At 68.6% G+C, this 19,916-nt stretch carries 13 protein-coding genes, 2 tRNA genes and 2 pseudogenes; 15 read left to right on the plus strand and 2 right to left on the minus strand.

Annotated elements, in window-relative coordinates:
- From dnaA to UA75_RS00070, 13 genes and pseudogenes are all read left to right on the plus strand, one after another.
- On the plus strand, nucleotides 1-1,974 hold the full coding sequence (gene dnaA / locus UA75_RS00005) for a chromosomal replication initiator protein DnaA (RefSeq protein ID WP_075737760.1): 1,974 nt from the start codon (nucleotides 1-3) through the stop codon (nucleotides 1,972-1,974).
- Nucleotides 1,975-2,958: 984 nt separating this feature from the next.
- Nucleotides 2,959-4,128 (plus strand): DNA polymerase III subunit beta, encoded by a 1,170-nt coding sequence (gene dnaN / locus UA75_RS00015; RefSeq protein WP_075737764.1) that lies wholly within the window; start codon nucleotides 2,959-2,961, stop codon nucleotides 4,126-4,128.
- A 34-nt stretch (nucleotides 4,129-4,162) separates the two neighbouring features.
- Nucleotides 4,163-5,101: pseudogene (gnd, locus tag UA75_RS00020) on the plus strand (phosphogluconate dehydrogenase (NAD(+)-dependent, decarboxylating)); the annotation flags it as partial.
- A gap of 186 nt (nucleotides 5,102-5,287) precedes the next feature.
- Nucleotides 5,288-6,445, plus strand: a complete 1,158-nt coding sequence (recF, locus tag UA75_RS00025; RefSeq protein WP_075737768.1) for a DNA replication/repair protein RecF — start codon at nucleotides 5,288-5,290, stop codon at nucleotides 6,443-6,445.
- 148 nt (nucleotides 6,446-6,593) lie between these two features.
- Nucleotides 6,594-7,139, plus strand: a complete 546-nt coding sequence (locus UA75_RS00030; protein ID WP_075737770.1) for a DciA family protein — start codon at nucleotides 6,594-6,596, stop codon at nucleotides 7,137-7,139.
- A 458-nt stretch (nucleotides 7,140-7,597) separates the two neighbouring features.
- Nucleotides 7,598-9,565 (plus strand): DNA topoisomerase (ATP-hydrolyzing) subunit B, encoded by a 1,968-nt coding sequence (gene gyrB, locus UA75_RS00035; protein WP_075737772.1) that lies wholly within the window; start codon nucleotides 7,598-7,600, stop codon nucleotides 9,563-9,565.
- Nucleotides 9,566-9,614: 49 nt separating this feature from the next.
- The gene (gene gyrA, locus UA75_RS00040) at nucleotides 9,615-12,167 is read left to right on the plus strand and encodes a DNA gyrase subunit A (protein ID WP_075737773.1); all 2,553 of its coding nucleotides are present in this window, start codon (nucleotides 9,615-9,617) and stop codon (nucleotides 12,165-12,167) included.
- Between the two features lie 407 nt (nucleotides 12,168-12,574).
- Nucleotides 12,575-13,234 carry a DUF3566 domain-containing protein gene (locus UA75_RS32350; RefSeq protein ID WP_075743236.1) on the plus strand — a complete coding sequence of 220 codons (660 nt, stop codon included), beginning with the start codon at nucleotides 12,575-12,577 and terminating at the stop codon, nucleotides 13,232-13,234.
- Nucleotides 13,235-13,358: 124 nt separating this feature from the next.
- Nucleotides 13,359-13,432, plus strand: a tRNA-Ile gene (locus tag UA75_RS00050).
- A 76-nt stretch (nucleotides 13,433-13,508) separates the two neighbouring features.
- A pseudogene (locus tag UA75_RS34230) lies at nucleotides 13,509-13,625 on the plus strand (DLW-39 family protein); the annotation flags it as partial.
- A gap of 117 nt (nucleotides 13,626-13,742) precedes the next feature.
- A tRNA-Ala gene (locus UA75_RS00055) sits at nucleotides 13,743-13,815 on the plus strand.
- 1,019 nt (nucleotides 13,816-14,834) lie between these two features.
- Nucleotides 14,835-15,674 (plus strand): class I SAM-dependent methyltransferase, encoded by an 840-nt coding sequence (locus UA75_RS00065; protein WP_075737777.1) that lies wholly within the window; start codon nucleotides 14,835-14,837, stop codon nucleotides 15,672-15,674.
- A 134-nt stretch (nucleotides 15,675-15,808) separates the two neighbouring features.
- On the plus strand, nucleotides 15,809-16,357 hold the full coding sequence (locus UA75_RS00070) for a DUF2020 domain-containing protein (RefSeq protein ID WP_083682812.1): 549 nt from the start codon (nucleotides 15,809-15,811) through the stop codon (nucleotides 16,355-16,357).
- A gap of 93 nt (nucleotides 16,358-16,450) precedes the next feature.
- Here UA75_RS00070 and UA75_RS00075 read toward each other — a convergent pair whose 3' ends face one another.
- Nucleotides 16,451-17,608 (minus strand): DUF418 domain-containing protein, encoded by a 1,158-nt coding sequence (locus tag UA75_RS00075; protein WP_075737779.1) that lies wholly within the window; start codon nucleotides 17,606-17,608, stop codon nucleotides 16,451-16,453.
- Nucleotides 17,609-17,713: 105 nt separating this feature from the next.
- On the opposite strand from UA75_RS00075, the gene UA75_RS00080 reads away from it, so the two are divergent.
- Entirely contained in the window at nucleotides 17,714-18,475 is a 762-nt protein-coding gene (locus tag UA75_RS00080; RefSeq protein WP_075737781.1) for a TetR/AcrR family transcriptional regulator, read from the plus strand.
- A 115-nt stretch (nucleotides 18,476-18,590) separates the two neighbouring features.
- Here UA75_RS00080 and UA75_RS00085 read toward each other — a convergent pair whose 3' ends face one another.
- Nucleotides 18,591-19,187, minus strand: a complete 597-nt coding sequence (locus UA75_RS00085) for a hypothetical protein (protein ID WP_157433909.1) — start codon at nucleotides 19,185-19,187, stop codon at nucleotides 18,591-18,593.
- Nucleotides 19,188-19,289: 102 nt separating this feature from the next.
- On the opposite strand from UA75_RS00085, the gene UA75_RS00090 reads away from it, so the two are divergent.
- The gene (locus UA75_RS00090) at nucleotides 19,290-19,844 is read left to right on the plus strand and encodes a peptidylprolyl isomerase (RefSeq protein WP_075737785.1); all 555 of its coding nucleotides are present in this window, start codon (nucleotides 19,290-19,292) and stop codon (nucleotides 19,842-19,844) included.
- The last annotated feature ends 72 nt before the right edge of the window (nucleotides 19,845-19,916 follow it).

The following is a 19,916-nucleotide window of genomic DNA, read 5'->3' on the forward strand; positions in this document are numbered from 1 at the left end:
GTGGCCGACCACCAGGCCGATCTCGGCGTCGTCTGGAATCAGGTGGTGCAGGAGCTCTCATCCAGCACCCTCTCCCCGTTGCACCGTGCGTGGATTCGGGATACGAGGCCGATCGGTCTTCTGGACGGGGTCGCGATTCTCGCCGCGCCGAGTGAATTCGCCAAGGACGCGCTCGAGCGGACCCTTCGAGTCCCGATCTCCGACGCGCTCTCCCGCTATCTCGACAGACAGGTCACGCTGGCGGTCAAGGTCGATGAGATCAGACCGCAGTCGTTCTCGCCGCCGCAGCCGGACCAGCTCGCCTCCGAGGCCCCGACACCGCCGCAGGGATTCGAACGGCCGATCGTCGATCAAGCCGAGCTGCCCGACTGGGACCGCCCTGCGCCACTCCCTCCGTCGATGGCCTGGACGCCGCCGCCGAGCAGATTCGCGGCAGGACCGGGCTACGGCCCCGGCAGAGGTCAGGGCGAGCCGCCGCCGAGACTCGACGGACCGGGCAGACCGCCGCACTTCGAGACTCTCCCGTTCGAGCCGCTCCCCTTCGACCGGCCGTCGTTCGACGGCGGCTATGAACAGCGTGACTTCGAGAAGCGCGAGTTCGACCAGCGCGATTACGAGCCACGCGACTTCGAGAAGAGCCGAGCCGAGCACACCGGGCCGCTGCCCGCCCTCGACGCCGTCCTGGCCACCGGGGTCGTCCCGAACGAGGACGGCATCGAGCCGGATGTCGCAGTCCTGGATTCCGTCGGCGCGGCCGAGGACGTCGACGACGAGCAGGACTCGTTCCCGGACCCGGCCGAGGGCCGGGTCGCCTTCGGCGGCCAGTCCCAGCCCCCGGCGCACCATGGCCCGCCGAACACCGGGCAGTCCGCGGGCGTGAGCCAGGCGCACGGGCAGTTCGAGGCCTACACCGCGCCGCGACACGGGCCGCCCAGCTCGCAGACCAGGCTGAACGCCAAGTACAACTTCGACACCTTCGTCATCGGCGCGTCCAACCGCTTCGCGCACGCCGCGGCCGTCGCGGTCGCAGAGGCCCCGGCCCGCGCCTACAACCCGTTGTTCATCTGGGGTGAGTCGGGCCTGGGCAAGACCCACCTGCTGCACGCGGTCGGGCACTATGCGCAGCGGCTCTTTCCGGGGATGCGGGTTCGGTATGTCTCCACCGAGGAGTTCACCAACGACTTCATCAACTCGCTGCGTGACGACAGGAAGGTGGCCTTCCAGCGCCGCTACCGGGACGTCGACGTGCTGTTGGTGGACGACATCCAGTTCCTGGAGGGCAAGGAGGGAACTCAGGAGGAGTTCTTCCACACCTTCAACACGCTGCACAATTCGAACAAGCAGATCGTGGTGTCCTCGGATCGACCGCCGAAACGGCTGGAGACCCTGGAGGACCGGCTGCGCACCCGCTTCGAGTGGGGTCTGATCACCGACATCCAGCCGCCGGAGCTGGAGACGCGGATCGCGATCCTGCGGAAGAAGGCTGCCCAGGATCGACTCGCGGCCCCCGCGGAGGTGCTGGAGTTCATCGCGGCCCGGATCGAGCGCAACATCCGGGAGCTGGAGGGCGCCCTGATCAGGGTCACGGCCTTCGCGTCGCTCAACCGCCAGCCGGTGGACGTCCAGCTCGCCGAGATCGTGCTGCGTGACCTGATCCCGGACTCGCATGCTCCGGAGATCACGGCGTCGACGATCATGGCGGTGACCGCCACCTTCTTCAACGTCGGGATAGACGATCTCTCAGGTCCGGGGAAGACCAAGGCGTTGGCGCAGGCCAGGCAGATCGCCATGTACCTGTGTCGAGAGCTGACCGACCTCTCGCTGCCGAAGATCGGGCAGACCTTCGGCGGACGCGACCACACCACGGTCATGCACGCAAACAAGAAGATCCGTAAGGAGATGGCCGAGCGCCGTCGTATCTACGACCAGGTGCAGGAGCTGACCTCCCGGATCAAGCAGCGCGCCAGGAGCTGACCGGGCGGTCTGCTCGCACCACTCGCACCACTCGCACCACTCGCACCACTCGCACCACTCGCACCACTCGCACCACTCGCACCACCCCTCACCGACTCGACTGCGTACCGACTCGGGCCCTGTCCCGACCACTCGGTGAGACGCATCGTCGCGACTCGCCCCAGGCGATCGCAGACGGTGTGCCCCTGCGGTCGCTGAGCCCGGTACTGCCTTCGCCGTCGCGCGGCGGACGGCCACCGCCAGGCGGCTCGGCCGCCACAGTGCCGCCGGCGCCGCCGGCGTGGCGGGCGCCCGGCCCGGCGAGGTGTTGCTGCCGAGGCCGTTTCCTCGGCCTGACCCCTTCGCGGCGGCCGATATTTTCCCGTCCCGTGGAGGCCGACGGGCCGCATCCTGCCCAGAAAAGCCTCGGATTAGAGTTGTCCACAGCCCCGATCGGGCGAGATCCACGCCACTTCCTACCTGTGTAGTGCCTGGGTACAACCACCCCCAGATCTGGGGATGGAAATGTGCACAACTCGGCTCGACTGTGGACGGATCGCGGGGGTCGCCGAGTTGTCCACCGAGCGGCCAAGTTGTCCACCGACTGATCCACTGGTTCGCACACAGGGGTGCACGGACGGTGAGCAGCCAAAACAAGGGTTATCCCCAGTATCCACAGCCCTTACTACTATCCCTGTCTTTTTCTCCTTAGAGAGAAGGTGAAGAAAAACAGGGGGTGGGGACAGCTCGCCGAACCACAGTCCGAGAAACCTCCGTCAGCGCCGGCCCGTGTCACACCCGAGGTCGGGGAGGCTCTACGGTGGTGACCCTGCTCGGGGTCGTCTCCGTCTGGGATTGCCCCGTCTCCTCGCCCGGTCGAGCCTGACCATCGACGATGGCCCGCCCGGTGAGCAGCGTCAGCGAGCCCGGTACGACGTCGATGCTGTTTGACCTGGTCAAGCTCGGTCGGCTGCCCAAGATCGCAGCGGCCTGAAAGGACGCCTGATGAAGATCCGAGTCGAGCGTGACGGTCTCGCCGATGCCGTCGCCTGGGTTGCCCGGAGCCTGCCCTCCCGCCCGCCGATCCCGGTGCTGGGCGGTGTCCTGCTCGACGCAGGGCAGGAGCACGGCGACGACTCTTCGGAGGGGACCGGCGGCGAGGGGGCCGAGCGCACCCTGACGGTCTCCGGCTTCGACTACGAGGTCTCCGCTCAGGTGGGAGTGCCCGCCACCGTCGTCACGCCGGGCCGGACGCTCGTATCCGGTCGGCTGCTCGCCGACATCACCAAGGCGCTGCCGAACAAGCCGGTGGACATCACCGTCGACGGGTCCCGCGCCACCATCGCCTGCGGCAACTCCAAGTTCAGCCTGCCGACCATGCCGGTCGAGGACTATCCGCAGCTGCCGGCGATGCCGGGACTCGCGGGCAGCGTGCTGGGCGAGACCTTCGGCGAAGCCGTCGCGCAGGTCGCCGTCGCGGCCGGGCGAGACGACACCCTGCCGATGCTGACCGGCGTCCGGGTCGAGATCCAGTCGAACCGGATGACCATGGTGGCCACCGACCGCTTCCGGCTCGCGGTGCGTGACTTCACCTGGGAGTCCAGCGACGAGGCCATCGACACGTCCGTACTCGTGCCTGCCAGGACGCTCGCCGAGGCGGCGAAGACGCTCGGCGGCGCGGGCAACAAGGTCGAACTCTCTCTCGCCTCGGGCGACGGGCTCCTCGGCCTGGCGGGCGCGGGCCGTCGCACCACCACGCGGCTGCTGGACGCCGACTTCCCGAAGTACCGGCAGCTGCTGCCCGACGAGCACAACACCAGCGCCATCGTCGAGGTCGCACCGCTGGTCGAGGCGATCAAGCGCGTGTCCCTCGTCGCCGAGCGCGGCACCCAGGTCCGATTGGAGTTCGGCGAGTCGAGCCTGCGGCTGACGGCGGGCGGCGACGATGAGGGCAGCGCCGAGGAGGCGCTGCCGATCCAGCTCGACGGCGAACCGCTGACGATCGCCTTCAACCCCGGTTACCTGCTCGACGGGCTCGGCGTGCTGCGCACCGACCGTGCCCACCTCTCCTTCACCGTGCCCACCCGGCCCGCGCTGATCAAGCCGGTGAACGACGAGGGCGGGGTCATCGAGGGCTACCTGTACCTGTTGATGCCGGTGCGGCTGCCCGGTTGATTCGCTCCGAACTCACCAATCGTCAAGGCTTCGTCGGCAGGGGAGGACGTCGTTGAGGATCGGACTGGTCGGTCTCGGCAGGATGGGCTTCAACATGCGCGAGCGCCTGCGCCGTGCTGGGCATGAGGTCATCGGTTACGACCGAGATCCGCAGATCAGGGACGTCGGCGGGCTCGCGGAGCTGGTAGGTGAGCTGACGGGGCCTCGAATCGTGTGGCTGATGGTTCCCGCAGGCGATCCGACCCGCGACACCGTGGCGGAGCTTGCCGAGCTTCTCTCGCCCGGCGACCTGATCATCGAGGGCGGCAACTCGCGCTACACCGATGACCAGCAGCACGCGACGGTGCTGGCCGAGCACGGCGTCGGGTACCTGGACTGCGGGGTGTCCGGCGGCGTCTGGGGCCTGGAGGTCGGGTACGGCCTGATGGTGGGCGGCGACGCCGAACTGGTCGAGCGGGCGATGCCGATCTTCGACGCGCTGCGCCCCGAGGGCCCGCGCGACGAGGGCTTTGCGCACGCGGGCGGGGTCGGCGCGGGCCATTACGCGAAGATGGTCCACAACGGTATCGAGTACGGCCTGATGCAGGCCTATGCGGAGGGCTTCGAGCTGCTCGATGCCTCCGACGTCGTGACCGACGTGCCTGCGGTGCTCAAGGCGTGGAGCCGGGGCACCGTCGTGCGGTCCTGGCTGCTCGACCTGCTGATCAAGGCCCTGGACTCCGATCCGGAACTCGACGACCTGCGTGGATACGTCGAGGACTCCGGCGAGGGCCGGTGGACGGTCGAGGAGGCAATCAACCACGCCGTCCCGGCGCCGGTGATCTCGGCCGCGCTGTTCGCCCGATTCGCCTCCCGCCAGTCCGACTCGCCCGCCATGCGGGCCGTCGCGGCGCTGCGGAACCAGTTCGGCGGACACGCGGTGCAGCATGCGGGTCCGTCCTCCGGCACCGGTCGGGTGTCCGAAGGCACGTGAGTCGGCGGCGCGGCGGAGATCTCCGCCGCGCCGATGCCCGCGGCCTGCAGGCAGGTCTTCTCCCCGACCTGCGATCCACCGCCGGCGTGTCCGACGCGGCGTACACCCGCGGTCGAATCTCGCCACAGCCCGCCCGACACCCTGCGAGCTGATCGCCTTCGGCGGTCGCGTGGACTGACGGAGCTCATGCATCTACGCCATCTTCAAGTCACCGACTTCCGCTCGTGGCCGCAGCTCGACCTGGCCTTGGAGCCGGGCCCGATCGTCCTGGTCGGCGCCAACGGGCAGGGCAAGACCAACCTCATCGAGGCGGTCGGCTACCTGTCGACGCTCGGCTCGCATCGGGTCGCCCTCGACGCGCCGCTGGTGCGGCAGGGTTCGGACCGGGCCGTGGTACGCGGCGCGGTGGTCAACGAGGGTCGTGAGCTGCTGGTCGAGGTCGAGATCGCGCCGGGCCGGGCGAATCGCGCCAGGGTGAACCGGGCGCCGGTCTCGCGCCCGAGGGACGTGCTGGGAATTCTGCGGACGGTGTTGTTCGCACCGGAGGACCTCAGCCTGGTGCGGGGCGACCCGGCTGACCGCAGGCGGCTGCTCGACGAGCTGCTCACCGCGCGCCTGCCGCGCTATGCGGGGGTGCGGGCGGACTATGACAAGGTCTTGCGGCAGCGCAGCGCCCTGCTGAAGTCGGCAGGCGCACTGCGTCGCAGCAGTCGGTCGCGACGGGACGGACCGGAGCCGCACGGAGACGAGGTCGCGACCCTGGACGTCTGGGACGCGCGGCTCGCACACTTCGGCGCCCTGCTGCTGGCAGGCCGGGTGGAGCTGGTCCGAGAGCTGGCACCTCGGGTGGCACTCGCCTACGCCCAGGTCGCCCCGGAGTCGAGGGAGGCCTCCCTGCGTTATCGCTGCTCGGTGGAGGGCCTGGCGCCTGCCGGTCGCTCGGTCGCCGAGCTGGAGGAGACGCTGCTCGCCGAGTTGAAGCGGGTCCGGAACCGGGAGCTCGAGCGCGGTGTCTGCCTGGTGGGCCCGCATCGGGACGAGCTGGAACTCGCTCTCGGCGAGTTGCCTGCGAAGGGATACGCCAGTCACGGAGAATCGTGGTCCTTCGCGCTGGCACTGCGGTTGGGCGCCTATGAACTCCTGCGATCCGACGGTGGTGAGCCGGTGCTGTTGCTGGACGACGTGTTCGCCGAACTCGACGAACGGCGGCGAGGACGACTGGCGGAGGTGGCGGCAGAGGCGGAGCAGGTGCTCATCACTGCAGCGGTGGCGGCGGACGTGCCGCCGGAGTTGGCCGGGGTTCGATACCAGGTGCGAGACGGCGAGGCGCGACGTGACGACTGACCGACCACGAGACCAGTCTCAGCCGCGCCGACCACATGGTGTGGGTGATCTAGGTCCGACTACCCCCATATCTGGGGATAACCCTGTGGATGGTGTGGATAACTCACGTTGGGGCGCCGACGCGGCGAGCCGATCAGCCCACCGGCCCGTGCCCGGCGTCACATCCGCTGGTTCCCTGCCGGACGCGGCCGCTCCCCGAGGTGCGGACCTGGCGCGCGCCACTCTCGCCGCCGCGCGGGCAGCGGCCAAGGCCAAGGGACGTGCACCCGGGCAGCAGACGGCCAGGCGGGGGGTGCGCACCGGGCGACGGCGGACGTGGTCCGGCCCGCGCCCCGACGATCGCGATCCGCAGCTGCTCGGCAGACTCGCCTCCCGCATCGCGGTGGAGCGAGGCTGGTCGGAGAGCCTCGCTGGCGGGTCGGTCTTCGGCAGGTGGGCGCGGCTGGTGGGGGAGGACGTCGCCGAGCACAGCACGCCGGTCGCGCTGCGGGACGGCGAGCTGACCGTGCAGGCCGACTCGACGGCATGGGCGACGCAGCTTCGGCTGCTGCAACGACAGCTGCTCGCGCGCATCGGAACCGGCGCCGGTCCCGGCGTCGTCCGCCGCCTGAAGGTCCAGGGGCCTGCCGCACCGAGCTGGCGATACGGCCCGAGGCACGTTTCAGGGCGTGGCCCGAGGGACACCTACGGCTGAGCTCGGCCCGTGCGACGTCGAGCTCCGGAGTTCGACGACCGCCCCGCGCCGTCTCCGTGGAGCGCCGGGTGGACTCGGCCGGGGGCGACAGCCCGGTGGGGAGTCGCGCCGTGACTCCCCGGCGTAACCAGAGCAACACCGACGGCTGACCCTTGTCGGGCTCGGCCTCTGGTCAGCGCGGAGCCGCCCGCCAGGCTGAAGGAATGGTGCGGGGGGTTGCCGACCGCAGACGAGTCCGCTTCGATGGCTCTGCGAGGATTCTAGAGGTGTCCTTGGGGCACTCCTGACGTACCGGCCCAGTAGAATCGGCGGCAGAGCGTGTTCTCGCCTGGCCCGCACCGGGCGACGGCAGATCGAGGACTGCCCCGTGGACCGGGTCGGTCAGGCTGGTTCCCCTTTTCACGCCGCACCGGATCATCCTGTGCGACAAGGGCCGCAATGAGGAGACTTCGAAGCTCGTGGCAGCGAAGAAGAACGAGTACAACGCGTCATCCATCACCGTGCTCAAGGGCCTTGAAGCGGTCCGTAAACGTCCCGGCATGTACATCGGCTCGACCGGTGAGCGGGGCCTGCACCACCTGGTCCAGGAGGTGGTGGACAACTCGGTCGACGAGGCGATGGCCGGGTACGCGACCAGGGTCGAGGTCACCCTCCTCGCCGACGGCGGCGTCCGAGTGGTCGACGACGGACGAGGCATCCCGGTCGCCATGCACCCCCTGGAGAAGAAGCCGACGCTGGAGGTGGTGCTGACCCAGCTCCACGCAGGCGGCAAATTCGACGGCGAGTCCTACGCGGTCTCCGGTGGTCTCCACGGCGTCGGCGTGTCGGTGGTCAACGCCCTGTCCCTTCGGCTCGACGTCGAGATCCATGTCGACGGTCGGATCTGGCAGCAGAGCTACGTGCAGTCGGTGCCCGGTGAGCTTCGCGACACCGGTCCCACCGACCGGACCGGCACCTCCGTCACCTTCTGGGCCGACCCGGAGATCTTCGAGACGACGACCTACAACATGGAGACGGTGTCCCGCAGGCTCCAGGAGATGGCCTTCCTCAACAAGGGGCTGACGATCCGACTGCGTGACGAGCGCGTCGTCGAGGCGGCCGATCAGGCCGATGCCGAGGGGCAGCCCGCGCAGGCGAGCGAGCGGGTCTTCTATTACCCCGGCGGCCTGGAGGACTTCGTCCGCCACATCAACGCCACCCGCGAGGCGGTCCACCGCAAGGTCATCTCGTTCGAGGCCAAGGGCACCGGTGTCGAGGTCGAGGTGGCGATGCAGTGGAACACCGGCTACACGCCGTCGGTGTACACCTTCGCCAACACCATCAACACACATGAGGGCGGCACGCACGAGGAGGGCTTCCGCGCGGCGCTGACCAGGGTGGTCAATGAGTACGCCCGGGAGAAGAAGCTGCTCAAGGAGAAGGAGAACAACCTCACCGGCGACGACGTCCGGGAGGGGCTGGCTGGCATCGTCTCGATCAAGCTGGCCGAGCCGCAGTTCGAGGGACAGACCAAGACCAAGCTGGGCAACAGCGAGGCGAAGTCCTTCGTGCAGCGGACCTGCAACGAGCGGCTTGCGGACTGGTTCGAGCGGCACCCCACCGAGGCGAAGTCGATCGTCAGCAAGGCGGTCTCCTCCGCGCAGGCCAGGATGGCGGCGCGTAAGGCCCGCGAGCTGGTCCGACGCAAGGGCGCCCTGGACATCGGCGGCCTGCCCGGCAAGCTCAAGGACTGCCAGTCGCGCAATCCCGAGGAGTGCGAGCTCTACATCGTCGAGGGCGACTCGGCAGGCGGCTCGGCGAAGGAAGGCCGTGAGTCGCGGTTCCAGGCGATCCTGCCGATCCGTGGCAAGATCATCAACGTCGAGAAGTCGCGGCTGGACCGGGTTCTGAAGAACAACGAGGTGCAGAGCCTGATCACCGCGTTGGGCACCGGCATCCACGACGAGTTCGACATCAGCAAACTCCGGTACCACAAGCTGGTGCTGATGGCCGACGCCGACGTCGACGGTCAGCACATCCGAACCCTGTTGTTGACGTTCGTCTTCCGCTTCATGCGCCCGCTCATCGAACACGGGCACGTCTACCTGGCCTCGCCGCCCCTGTACAAGATCAAGTGGCCTCGGGGCGAGCCGGAGTTCGCCTACTCCGAGCGCGAGAAGGACGGGTTGATCGAGCAGGGTGCCGCCGCCGGGCGCAGGCTTCCCAAGGATGACGGCATCCAGCGGTACAAGGGGCTCGGCGAGATGAACGCCAACGAGCTGTGGGAGACGACGATGGATCCGGCTCATCGTCTGCTCCGCCAGGTCACCTTGGACGACGCGGCCACGGCCGACGAGCTGTTCAGCGTCCTGATGGGCGAGGACGTGGAGGCACGGCGCGCGTTCATCACCCGCAACGCCAAGGATGTCCGCTTCCTCGACGTCTGAGCCGTCGCAGCCGGAAGACAACGCATACGTCCCCACACGAAGGACTTCAATGACCGAGACCCTGCCGCCGGAGGGCGACCGCATCGAGCTGGTCGACATCCAGCAGGAGATGCAGCGCTCCTACATCGACTATGCGATGAGCGTCATCGTCGCCAGAGCGCTGCCCGACGTGCGCGACGGGCTCAAGCCGGTGCATCGTCGGGTGCTCTACGCCATGTACGACTCCGGCTACCGGCCGGATCGGGGTTACGTCAAGTGCTCACGCGTGGTGGGCGACGTGATGGGCAACTACCACCCGCATGGCGACTCGTCGATCTACGACGCCCTTGTTCGACTCGCTCAGTCGTGGTCGATGCGGCATCCGCTGATCGACGGACAGGGCAACTTCGGCTCTCCCGGCAACGACCCGGCTGCCGCGATGCGGTACACCGAGAGCAGGCTCACGCCGTTGGCCATGCAGATGCTGGCCGACATCGACGAGGAGACCGTCGACTTCTCGGACAACTACGACGGCCGGACGCAGGAGCCGGACGTCCTGCCTGCTCGAGTGCCGAACCTGCTGGTCAACGGCGGCGGCGGCATCGCCGTCGGCATGGCGACCAACATCCCCCCGCACAACCTGCGGGAGGTCGCCGCAGGCGTCGTCTGGGCATTGGAGAACTGGGACGCCTCCGACGAGGAGACCCTGGCCGCGCTCATGCAGCGGATCAAGGGCCCCGACTTCCCCACCCACGGACTCGTCCTGGGCACCTCGGGCATCGAGGACGCCTACCGCACCGGCCGCGGCTCCATCCGGACGCGGGCCGTGGTGGAGATGGAGGAGGACGCCAAGGGGCGCGCCATCCTGATCGTCACCGAGCTGCCGTACCAGGTGAACCCGGACAACCTGGTCGAGAACATCGCCGCCCTGGTGCGCGACGGGAAGATCAGCGGCATCGCCGACATCGCCGACGAGTCCAACCAGCGGCGCGGCATGCGGATCGTGATCACGCTGAAGCGGGACGCGGTCGCCAAGGTGGTGCTGAACAACCTCTACAAGCACACCCAGCTGCAGACCTCCTTCGGCGTGAACATGCTGGCGCTGGTCGACGGCGTGCCGCGCACGCTGCGTCTCGACCAGGTCATCCGCCACTACGTGCGGCACCAGGTCGAGGTCATCGTCCGCCGGACGCGCTACCGGCTGCGCAAGGCCGAGGAGCGGGCCCACATCCTGCGTGGTCTGGTCAAGGCGCTCGACGCGCTGGACGAGGTCATCGCCCTCATCCGCCGCTCGGACACTCCCGACATCGCGCGGACCGGGCTGATCGAGCTGCTCACGGTCGACGAGGTCCAGGCCAACGCGATCCTGGAGATGCAGCTCCGGAGGCTGGCGGCCCTCGAACGGCAGAAGATCGTCAACGAGCTCGCCGAGATCGAGCGGGAGATCGCCGACCTCCAGGACATCCTCGACCGGCCGGAGCGGCAGCGACGGATCATCCGGGACGAACTGATGGTCGTCGTCGACAAGCATGGCGAGGACCGTCGGACCAGGGTCATCCCCTATGACGGCGAGGTCGCCGTCGAGGACCTGATCGCGGTCGAGGACGTCGTGGTCACGATCACCCGGACGGGGTACGCGAAGCGCACCAGGACCGACCTCTACCGGGCGCAGAAGCGTGGCGGCAAGGGCGTGCAGGGCGCCGCGCTCAAGCAGGACGACATCGTGGCGCACTTCTTCGTGTGCTCGACCCACGACTGGATACTGTTCTTCACCAACAAGGGACGGGTCTACCGCACCAGGGCGTTCGACCTGCCCGAGGCCAGCCGCAACGCGCGGGGACAGCATGTCGCCAACCTGCTCGCCTTCCAGCCGGACGAGCACATCGCCCAGGTGATGCAGATCAAGGACTACACGGCTGCGCCCTACCTCACGCTCGCGACGAAGAAGGGCCTGGTCAAGAAGTCCAGGCTGTCCGACTTCGACTCGAACCGGGCGGGTGGCCTCATCGGCGTCAACCTGCGGGACGACGACGAGCTGGTCGGTGCGGTGCTGTGCTCCGACGACGACGACCTGCTGCTGGTCTCGGCCGAGGGACAGTCGATCCGGTTCCACGCCACCGACGAGGTTTTGCGCCCGATGGGGCGGGCAACCTCAGGCGTGCTCGGGATGCGGTTCAACGAGGGCGACGAACTCCTGGCAATGGGCGTCGTGCGCGCCGACCGGTTCGTGCTGGTGGCGACGGACGGCGGCTATGCCAAGCGCACGCCCATCGACGACTACCCGGTGCAGGGTCGGGGTGGAAAGGGCGTGCTGACCATCCAGTACGACCGTAGGCGTGGCAGGCTTGTCGGTGCGCTCATCGTCGACCTGGAGGATGAGCTGTACGCCATCACCTCCACGGGCGGTGTGATCCGCACGACCGCCAAGGAGGTCAGGAAGGCAGGCAGGCAGACCAAGGGAGTCCGGCTGATGAACCTCGGCGACGGCACCACCCTGCTCGCGGTCGCGCGCAATGCGGAAGAGGCCGCCGACCCGGACGCTGCGGGCGATGACTCGGCCAGACAGAGCCTGGTAGCCGGCTCCTCTGACCAGACTGCGTCGGCCGGGAAGGACCAGCCATGAGTTCGCCAGGCAACTCCGATTCGGCCTCCGGCACGGACCAACAGGCGCCGGACTCGGAGAAGACCTCTTTCATGACGACTCTGGACGCCAAGAACGCAGGCGACGACAAGGGTGCGAAAGCGGTCGCCGAGAAGCCGATCGCCGAGAAGCCGATCGCCGGGAAGACGATCGCCGGGAAGACGGGCGATCAGAAGACGGGCGACGAGAAGGCGAGTCCGGCGGCGTCCCCCGTCTCGACCGCCTCGGCCGAGGGCACCACCCCGGCGCCCCGGGCCGCAGGCACCGTCGGATCGGGGACGGGGTCGCCTGCGGGGAAGGACTCCTCGTCGGCGACCAAGTCCGAGTCGAGACCGGAGTCGCCACGAGCCGACACCCCGGCGGCCACCCCGCCGTGGCAGCGGACCACGGTGGCCGGGCAGCCCTCCGCTCAGTCCTCCACTCAGTCTCCTGACGCGATGAAGTCGTCCGGGTACGCTTCGAGTGGGGCACCCGCAGGCCCGTCCACGGGCGCGGGGGGAGGCGAGGCGACGACCATGACGCAACCCGTGGGCAGCGGTCAGCAACCCGGTGCCGGTCGCGGCGCCGTGACCTTCCCCGCAGGCAACGTTCGCACGCCAGGGCAGCCGCCGGGCGCCGCACCCGGAGTCCAGCCGCCGCAGGCGAGGCCTGCAGGCAGCGCGCCGAGCGGCGGCGGCCGTCGACCAGGGCGCGGACCTCGTCGGGCGAGCCTCCAGATCAAGCGCATCGACCCCTGGTCGGTGCTCAAGCTCACCCTCGTGCTGTCGATGGCGATGTTCGTCGTCTGGCTGATCGCGGTCGGCGTGCTCTACGGCGTCCTCGACGGGATGCAGGTGTGGGATCAGCTCAACGGCACCTACAACGACCTGGCGGGCGAGAGCGCGGACAGCGCGCTGATCAGCGCGGGTCGGGTGTTCGGCGTCGCGGCGATCATCGGCGCGGTGAACATCGTGCTCTTCACCGCGCTCGCCACCGTCGGCGCCTTCGTCTACAACGTGTCGGCGGATCTGGCAGGCGGCATCGAGGTCACGCTCTCCGAGCGCGACTGATTCCCGTCCTTCGGAGTGCTCCCGGTGGCGTGATCAGCGACGATCCTGATCTCGCACCCCGGGCGAGCAGCCGGTTTGGGTGCGGTGGGAGGCGTACGGTAGTCTCTTCCCATCGCACCCACGGGGGCCTATAGCTCAGGCGGTTAGAGCGCTTCGCTGATAACGAAGAGGTCGGAGGTTCAAGTCCTCCTAGGCCCACTGCACATGATGATCTTCGATGAATCTCAGGCCCGATCGGGCCATTGTGCGCCACATTCTTAGGAGGCGATCAAAGGTGAAGAAGCTGCTTGCACTCGCCGCTGTGGCTGGAGTCGTGCTGCTCCTCGTCCGTCGCAACCGTTCCGCCAAGGCGGAGGCGGACCTGTGGCGCGAGGCCACCGCACCCAGCGAGGGCTGATCCCACGCTCCGCCTGCCGCGTCATCACGCGGCAGGCCGGGGCGTTCGGATATCGCCACTGCGGTGTTCGTGTCGGGCTGCGAGGATGACAGTCCTGCAGTTCGGCCAAGCGGGGACGTAGCTCAATTGGCAGAGCACCGCCTTTGCAAGGCGGGGGTTAGGGGTTCGATTCCCCTCGTCTCCACGAGCCGGGGACTGCTGTCGGCAGTCGCTTCGGCCCTGGCCCCGGTGCCCGCAGTGTCTATTGCGGATCGGGGCGCCGCACCGCGCTTCGTGGCTGCGGTTCACGTGTTCCACCTCAGCTTCGCCAGCGTGTACTCGGGCGACCCTTCTGGGTCGCCTTTCTGCATTGTCACCGCAGGCATACCGGCGAGGCCGGTGTTCGTCGTCCGCCGAATCGCCGCACGACGGTCCTAGCGCGACTCATCCCGCGTCATCTCCGTCGGAGGTCTCGGGCGTGGTGGCCGTCGCGGTGGGACGGACGTCGAGAATCCGATCTGGCGCAGGGACTCGGCGGGGCTGCGCCGCGAGCCGGCCGCGAACTCGGCGTCGAAGTCTTCCTCGCCTGCCGCCGACCGCGCCCGGTCGGCGATTCGGTCGTCGTCCTGTCGTTCGGCTTTCGACAGTGGCGCACCGATCGACTCCCGTGCCGAGGCGGCGGCGCCCGCCCAGCAGCGTGCCCACTCCTGCGAGTCCCTCCAAGGCGAGAGCCACGCCTCGGGTGTCGTCAGCGGCGCGCACAGCGGCGACCCCGTCGAGGTGCAGCAGGCGGGCACCGTCCGCATCCCCTGGCTGCTCGGCGATGAAGCCCGGTTCCGCGTAGATCAACGTGGACCGGTCCCTGCCGGCCTGCCGTGGGCTGACTTCGGCCGGTGCCGGCCCGGTCGGCGGGTGAGACGACCGGGCCCGACCGGACTCGGTCAGCACCCCTCGCGTGGGCCGCACCGAGTCGACGCGCGAAAAACAGGTCGATCGGCCGGTCGATACTGGTTAACCTGCCGTGCGGGTCGTCCACCGCCGGAATCGACGTCCCGGCACCGGCCTCCCGGCGGACGGCGATCCGATGGTCCGGCCGCACACGATGGATCGTCGGATGATCGTTCCAAGGAGCGCGCCCGGCGAATTCCGCACCCAGGACCGAGCAGGGTGCGGACCGGCTGCCCAGCGAGTCGATGTGCACGAGAGTGAGGGATCGCGGCAGACATGGACGAGTACGACGAGGCAATCGCGGCGAATCGAGCGAACTGGGATCAACGTGCCGACGTCCACGCGCGGTCACAGATGTACGACGTGGCGGGTCTGCTCGCGGACTCGTCGTTCATCTCCGAGGTGGTGCGCAACGACCTCGCCGTCCTGGCGCCGCATGTGCCGGGCGGGACGGTCGCCGGGAAGTCGTTGCTGCACCTGCAGTGCCACATCGGCTCCGACACCATCTGCTGGGCTCGGCTGGGCGCGGTGGACGTCCACGGCCTGGACCTGTCCCCGAACTCGCTGGCACATGCTCGGCGTCTCTCCGATGCCGACGGTGCCCGGCTCACGCTGGTCGAAGGCGATGCGCGCAGGGCATCGGAGCTCATCGACCGTCGTTTCGAGGTGATCGTCACGAGCGCGGGCACCATCGTCTGGCTGCCGGAACTGCGATCCTGGGCCCGATCGATCCACGACCTGCTCGAACCGGGCGGGGTGTTCATGGTCCGTGACGATCACCCGATCCTGGGAGCCATGGGATTCGAGCCGTGGCAGGTGACCGGGGACTATCTCAGCGGCGGCGGCACGAACACCTACGACGAGGCCGCCACCTACACCGACGGCCCCACGGACACCATCACGCACACTGTCAACCACGAGTGGCGCCACGACCTGGCCGAGGTGACCGGTGCGCTGCTCGAGGCCGGACTGGTGATCGAGGCGCTCGGGGAGCATCCGTTCATGGACTGGCCTGCCTTCGAGGGCCTGGTGTCCTGCCCGGAGGGGTGGCGACTCCCGACGGGCGTTCCTCGAATTCCGCTGAACTTCTCGGTGGTCGCCCGACGCCCTCGGTGATGCACGACGTGACCTCGCGTGGCGCAGGCTCGGCTGCATTCGTCGCCCGGCCCCGCGCGGCATCCGATCCGGCGGCACGGCGTGGCGGGACCCCGCTGTCGGTCGGAATGCAGGGTGGTCGATTATCGCCTGCTATGAAGAACTCGGTTCTTGTCGCGGTGGTTCTGGCGGGCGCCGCCGTCGCCCTCGCAGGCTGTGCGTCCCAGGACGCGCAGTCCCAGCCGGACACGCCGGGCACGGTGACGTCGACGACCATCGTGCACGACGACGGAGCGCCGCCGCCTCCGGTCGAGCCGGTGGCCGACGGGCCGTGTCCCTACCTGGACGCGGCATTAGTGGAGCAGGTCAACGGGCAGCGCCTCGGCGAGGTACGGATCGGTGATGACGAACCGCATCCCTCCTGCTTCTTCGCTCGACCCGACGGCGGCGATCAGCTGACCGTCCGCGTGTTCGTCGGGGAGCCGCAGACCGCCAAGGCGCTGGTGGACGAGCAGGCGCCCGTCGACTCGTCGCAGCTCGCCGAGGTCGACGGCGGCTGGACCGGCGGCAGGATCAGCGGCGACGACGGCTCCGTCTTCGCCGTCTACAAGGACGAGACCGCGGTCGTCGTGTGGACCAATCAGCAGCAGAGCTTCCCGGCTCAGACGGTCGTCGAGACGGTCATCGCCGACCTCGCGCTCTGACGAGCCGCCTCGTCGATCCGCATGGTTCCCGGCGACGGGCCGCTCCGCGCCTCGCCGGGAACCATGACCCCGCACAGCGTCGCTAGTGGGACGTCACCGCCGCACGGGTCGGCGCCAGTCGGTGATCCAGCGGAGCAGGTACTCGGCCGGACCGTATCGATGGCTGCGGAGCCACCAGATGCTCGCGGCGACCTGGACCATGAAGACGGCGACTGTCATGGCCAGCAGCAGGGGCGGGGACATCTGTCCCGCGAGTCCGAGCCCGATGCCGTTGAACAACGCCACCCCGATCAGTGCCTGCATCAGGTAATTCGTCAGCGCCACGCGGCCTGCCGGTGCCAGCAGGCTCCGGAGCCAGGCGATCCGGGGACTGTGCATGGCACGCACCAGGGTGGCCAGGTACGCGGCGGCCAGGAACGGGGCGGTGGCCACGCTGACGGCGGTGGCGAGAGTGTCGGCATGGGCGCCGAGGGCCGCATACGTCACGCCGCCAGCCAGGCCGATCGGGAAACCGATCAACTGGATTAGTCGTAGGACCGGCTCATTCCCGGTCAGCGTCGCCAGGACTCCTCGGCGCGCGACCACCATGCCGAGAAGGAACATCGCGAGTGCCGTCGGCCCCTGTAGCGAGATGGCCTGGACGGCATGGAATCCGAGGCCGTCGATGTTGCCCCGCACGATGTCGGCGAACGGGCCGAGCATGCCCTGTGTCTGTGCCGCCGCGTTGACAAGCGCCTCGTCGTGGGCAGGGACGAACGCCGAGCGGTCGAGGAACAGCGCGCTCGTGACGAGCGACGTCACCACCACCGCGTAGATCCCGCAGGCGGTGCGCAGCGCGACCACGTCGCGAACGCGATGCATCGCCAGCAGCACCAGTGCTGCCAGCGCATAGGTCGTCAGGATGTCGCCGCCGAGCAGGATCAGGCTCGCAGCCCCGATCAGGAACAGGCCCCCGATCCTGCGGAGCATCCGCCCCCCGAAGCCCTGGCCTGCGCGCTGCGCGGCTTCCATCTGGAACACGAAGCTGTACCCGAAGAGGAAGGAGAAGAGCAGATAGAACTTCATCGAGAACAGCGCTGCGACCACGAAGCGGGCGGTGTCGTCGAGCGGTGCGGCGAAGGCCGGATCGTCGACCAGGTTGGCCGGGTATGCCGAGGCCATGAACGTGATGTTGACGGCGAAGATCCCGAGCAGTGCGAACCCGCGGAGTGCGTCGATGTCGTGGACGCGCGGGGCTGCCGGTCGTGTCATGTCGAGTTCTCGGCTATCCACGCCGTGAACTTATCAAATAAACTATCTGATATAAACTTTATGGTCGGATACGCTGCGGCGGCCGATGCCACCAGGAGCGAAACCATGGACTACGACGCCGTACCCGACTCTCTTCGCAGGCTGTGGCGGTTGCCGTCACCCCCGGCTCGGCTGGGGCGCAAGTCGACGCTGGACGTGGAGACGGTGGTTGCCACCGCTGTACGGCTTGCCGACGCCGGGGGTCTCGACGCGGCGACCCTGCCGAGGGTGGCGGAGGAACTGGGCGTCACCGCCATGTCCCTGTACCGCTACGTGGGCTCGAAACAGGAGCTGCTGCAGCTCATGATGGACGCCGCGAGCAAGCCCGGTGTCGCATCGGCGGGCGGGGCAGCCTGGCGCGAAGGACTGCGATCGTGGGCCGTCGACCTGTGGGAGTTGTATCGAGGGCGACCGTGGGTTCCCCGCGTCCCGGTCTACAGCACGCCATCCGGTCCGAATCAGATCGCCTGGCTCGAACGAGGCCTCGCCCAGCTCGAGTCCAGCCGACTCTGCTGGGGCGAGAGACTCGCGGCGCTCACCCTGCTGAACGGCTTCGCGCGTCACTCCGTCCTGTTGACACAGGATCTCGCCGAGGGGCGTCCACCTGGCCAGACGCAGGCCGAGAGCGAGCAGCAGTACGCAGTCGCGGTGCGGGACCTCGTCGACCCGGAGCGATTTCCGCACACCGCGTCGATGTTCGCCTCCGGGGTGCTCGCCGCTTCGGACGCATCCTCTGAGGAGACCGCACGCGAAGACTTCGCCGCAGGTCTTGAACTGGTGCTAGACGGACTCGCAGCACGGATCGGTGACGTACAGGACACAGACTGAATCCGAACCCGCCGACGCACGGTGCGGGTCGGGCCGCGTCGCAACGGGGACGGACGACGACGACGGCGGCGGGAGCGGATGACTCCGCTCCCGCCGTCGGCCTGTCGTCGGCTGGTCAGTTTCGGTTGTCGGCGCCTCGGTCTAGATCGCGTGCGGCGCCGTTGCCTCGATGCAGCGTCCCCGTGCCGTTGGTGCTCGGGCCGCCGTCCGATCCGGTGCCCGTCGGGTCGCGGCCGTCGCCGTGCATGGCATCGGGCGAGTCGAAGACATCCTCGGCCTGGACGGCCGAGCTGTCGGATCGCCTGGTCGCTGCGACCGCCACCGCGCCGAGCGCGATCAGGCCGAGGACCCACGGCCAGCGCCTGCGCTTGTGGGTGCTCTTGAACTTCTTCTCCAGCTCTCGCCGGGCCGAGCGGCCCGCCTTACGCAGGTCTCGGCCGGTGCGGGCCTGCTGCTTGCGCAGCTTGCGCTTGTTCACCGCCACCGTCTTCTTGCCTTCCTGAGCATTGCTCTCGATGAGTTCCAGGAGCTGTTGCGGTGTCAGTCCGCGTTCGGCGAGTTGCGACTCGGCCGACCTGGCGGCCTGTCGCGCCGCCTTGATCGTCGCCTGAGCGCTCGCCTTGCCTGCCCGTTGTGCGCCTTCGCGGACGGTCTTGACCCCGCTGCCCATCGCCCGGCCCACGGATTCTCCCGCCGCGGCCATTGCTCTCACCTCGTCCACGTTGCCTCCGGAACCTTGGTTGACGGACGTCATTCCGCGATCCCCATACTGCCCCTCCGCCAGAGGTCTCGCTGAAGATGGCACGATGGTTGAGTGGCTGACAGTAAAGAGACACTGGTCGGAAGCAAGCTGATCGCCACCCTGCGGACCTCGCTGGGTGACATCAGGATCAACCTGCTGCCCGATCACGCACCGAAGACCGTGGCGAACTTCGTCGGGCTTGCCGAGGGGACCAAGGACTACAGCGAGCCGAACGCGCAGGGGGAGCGCTCCGGGCCGTTCTACAACGGCTCGATCTTCCACCGGGTCATCGACGGCTTCATGATTCAGGGTGGCGACCCGACCGGCACCGGTCGCGGCGGCCCCGGCTACAAGTTCGCCGACGAGTTCCACCCGGAGCTTCAGTTCAACAAGCCCTACCTGCTGGCGATGGCCAATGCCGGGCCCAACACCAACGGCTCGCAGTTCTTCGTGACCGTGGGACCGACCACTCACCTGAACTTCAAGCACACCATCTTCGGTGAGGTGGCCGACCAGGCGTCGCGCACGGTCGTCGACACCATCGGACACACCTCGACCGGCCCCGGCGACCGTCCCTCGACCGACGTCGTCATCGAGAGCATCACCATCGAGCGCGGGGAAGGCTGATCCCGACATGACGGCCCGGACCGTGCGGGTGGCGTGATGACGACACCCCCTGGGCAGCAACCTGGCACCGGC

It is taken from the genome of Actinoalloteichus sp. GBA129-24 (assembly GCF_001941645.1).
Taxonomy (GTDB): Bacteria; Actinomycetota; Actinomycetes; order Mycobacteriales; family Pseudonocardiaceae; genus Actinoalloteichus_A; species Actinoalloteichus_A fjordicus.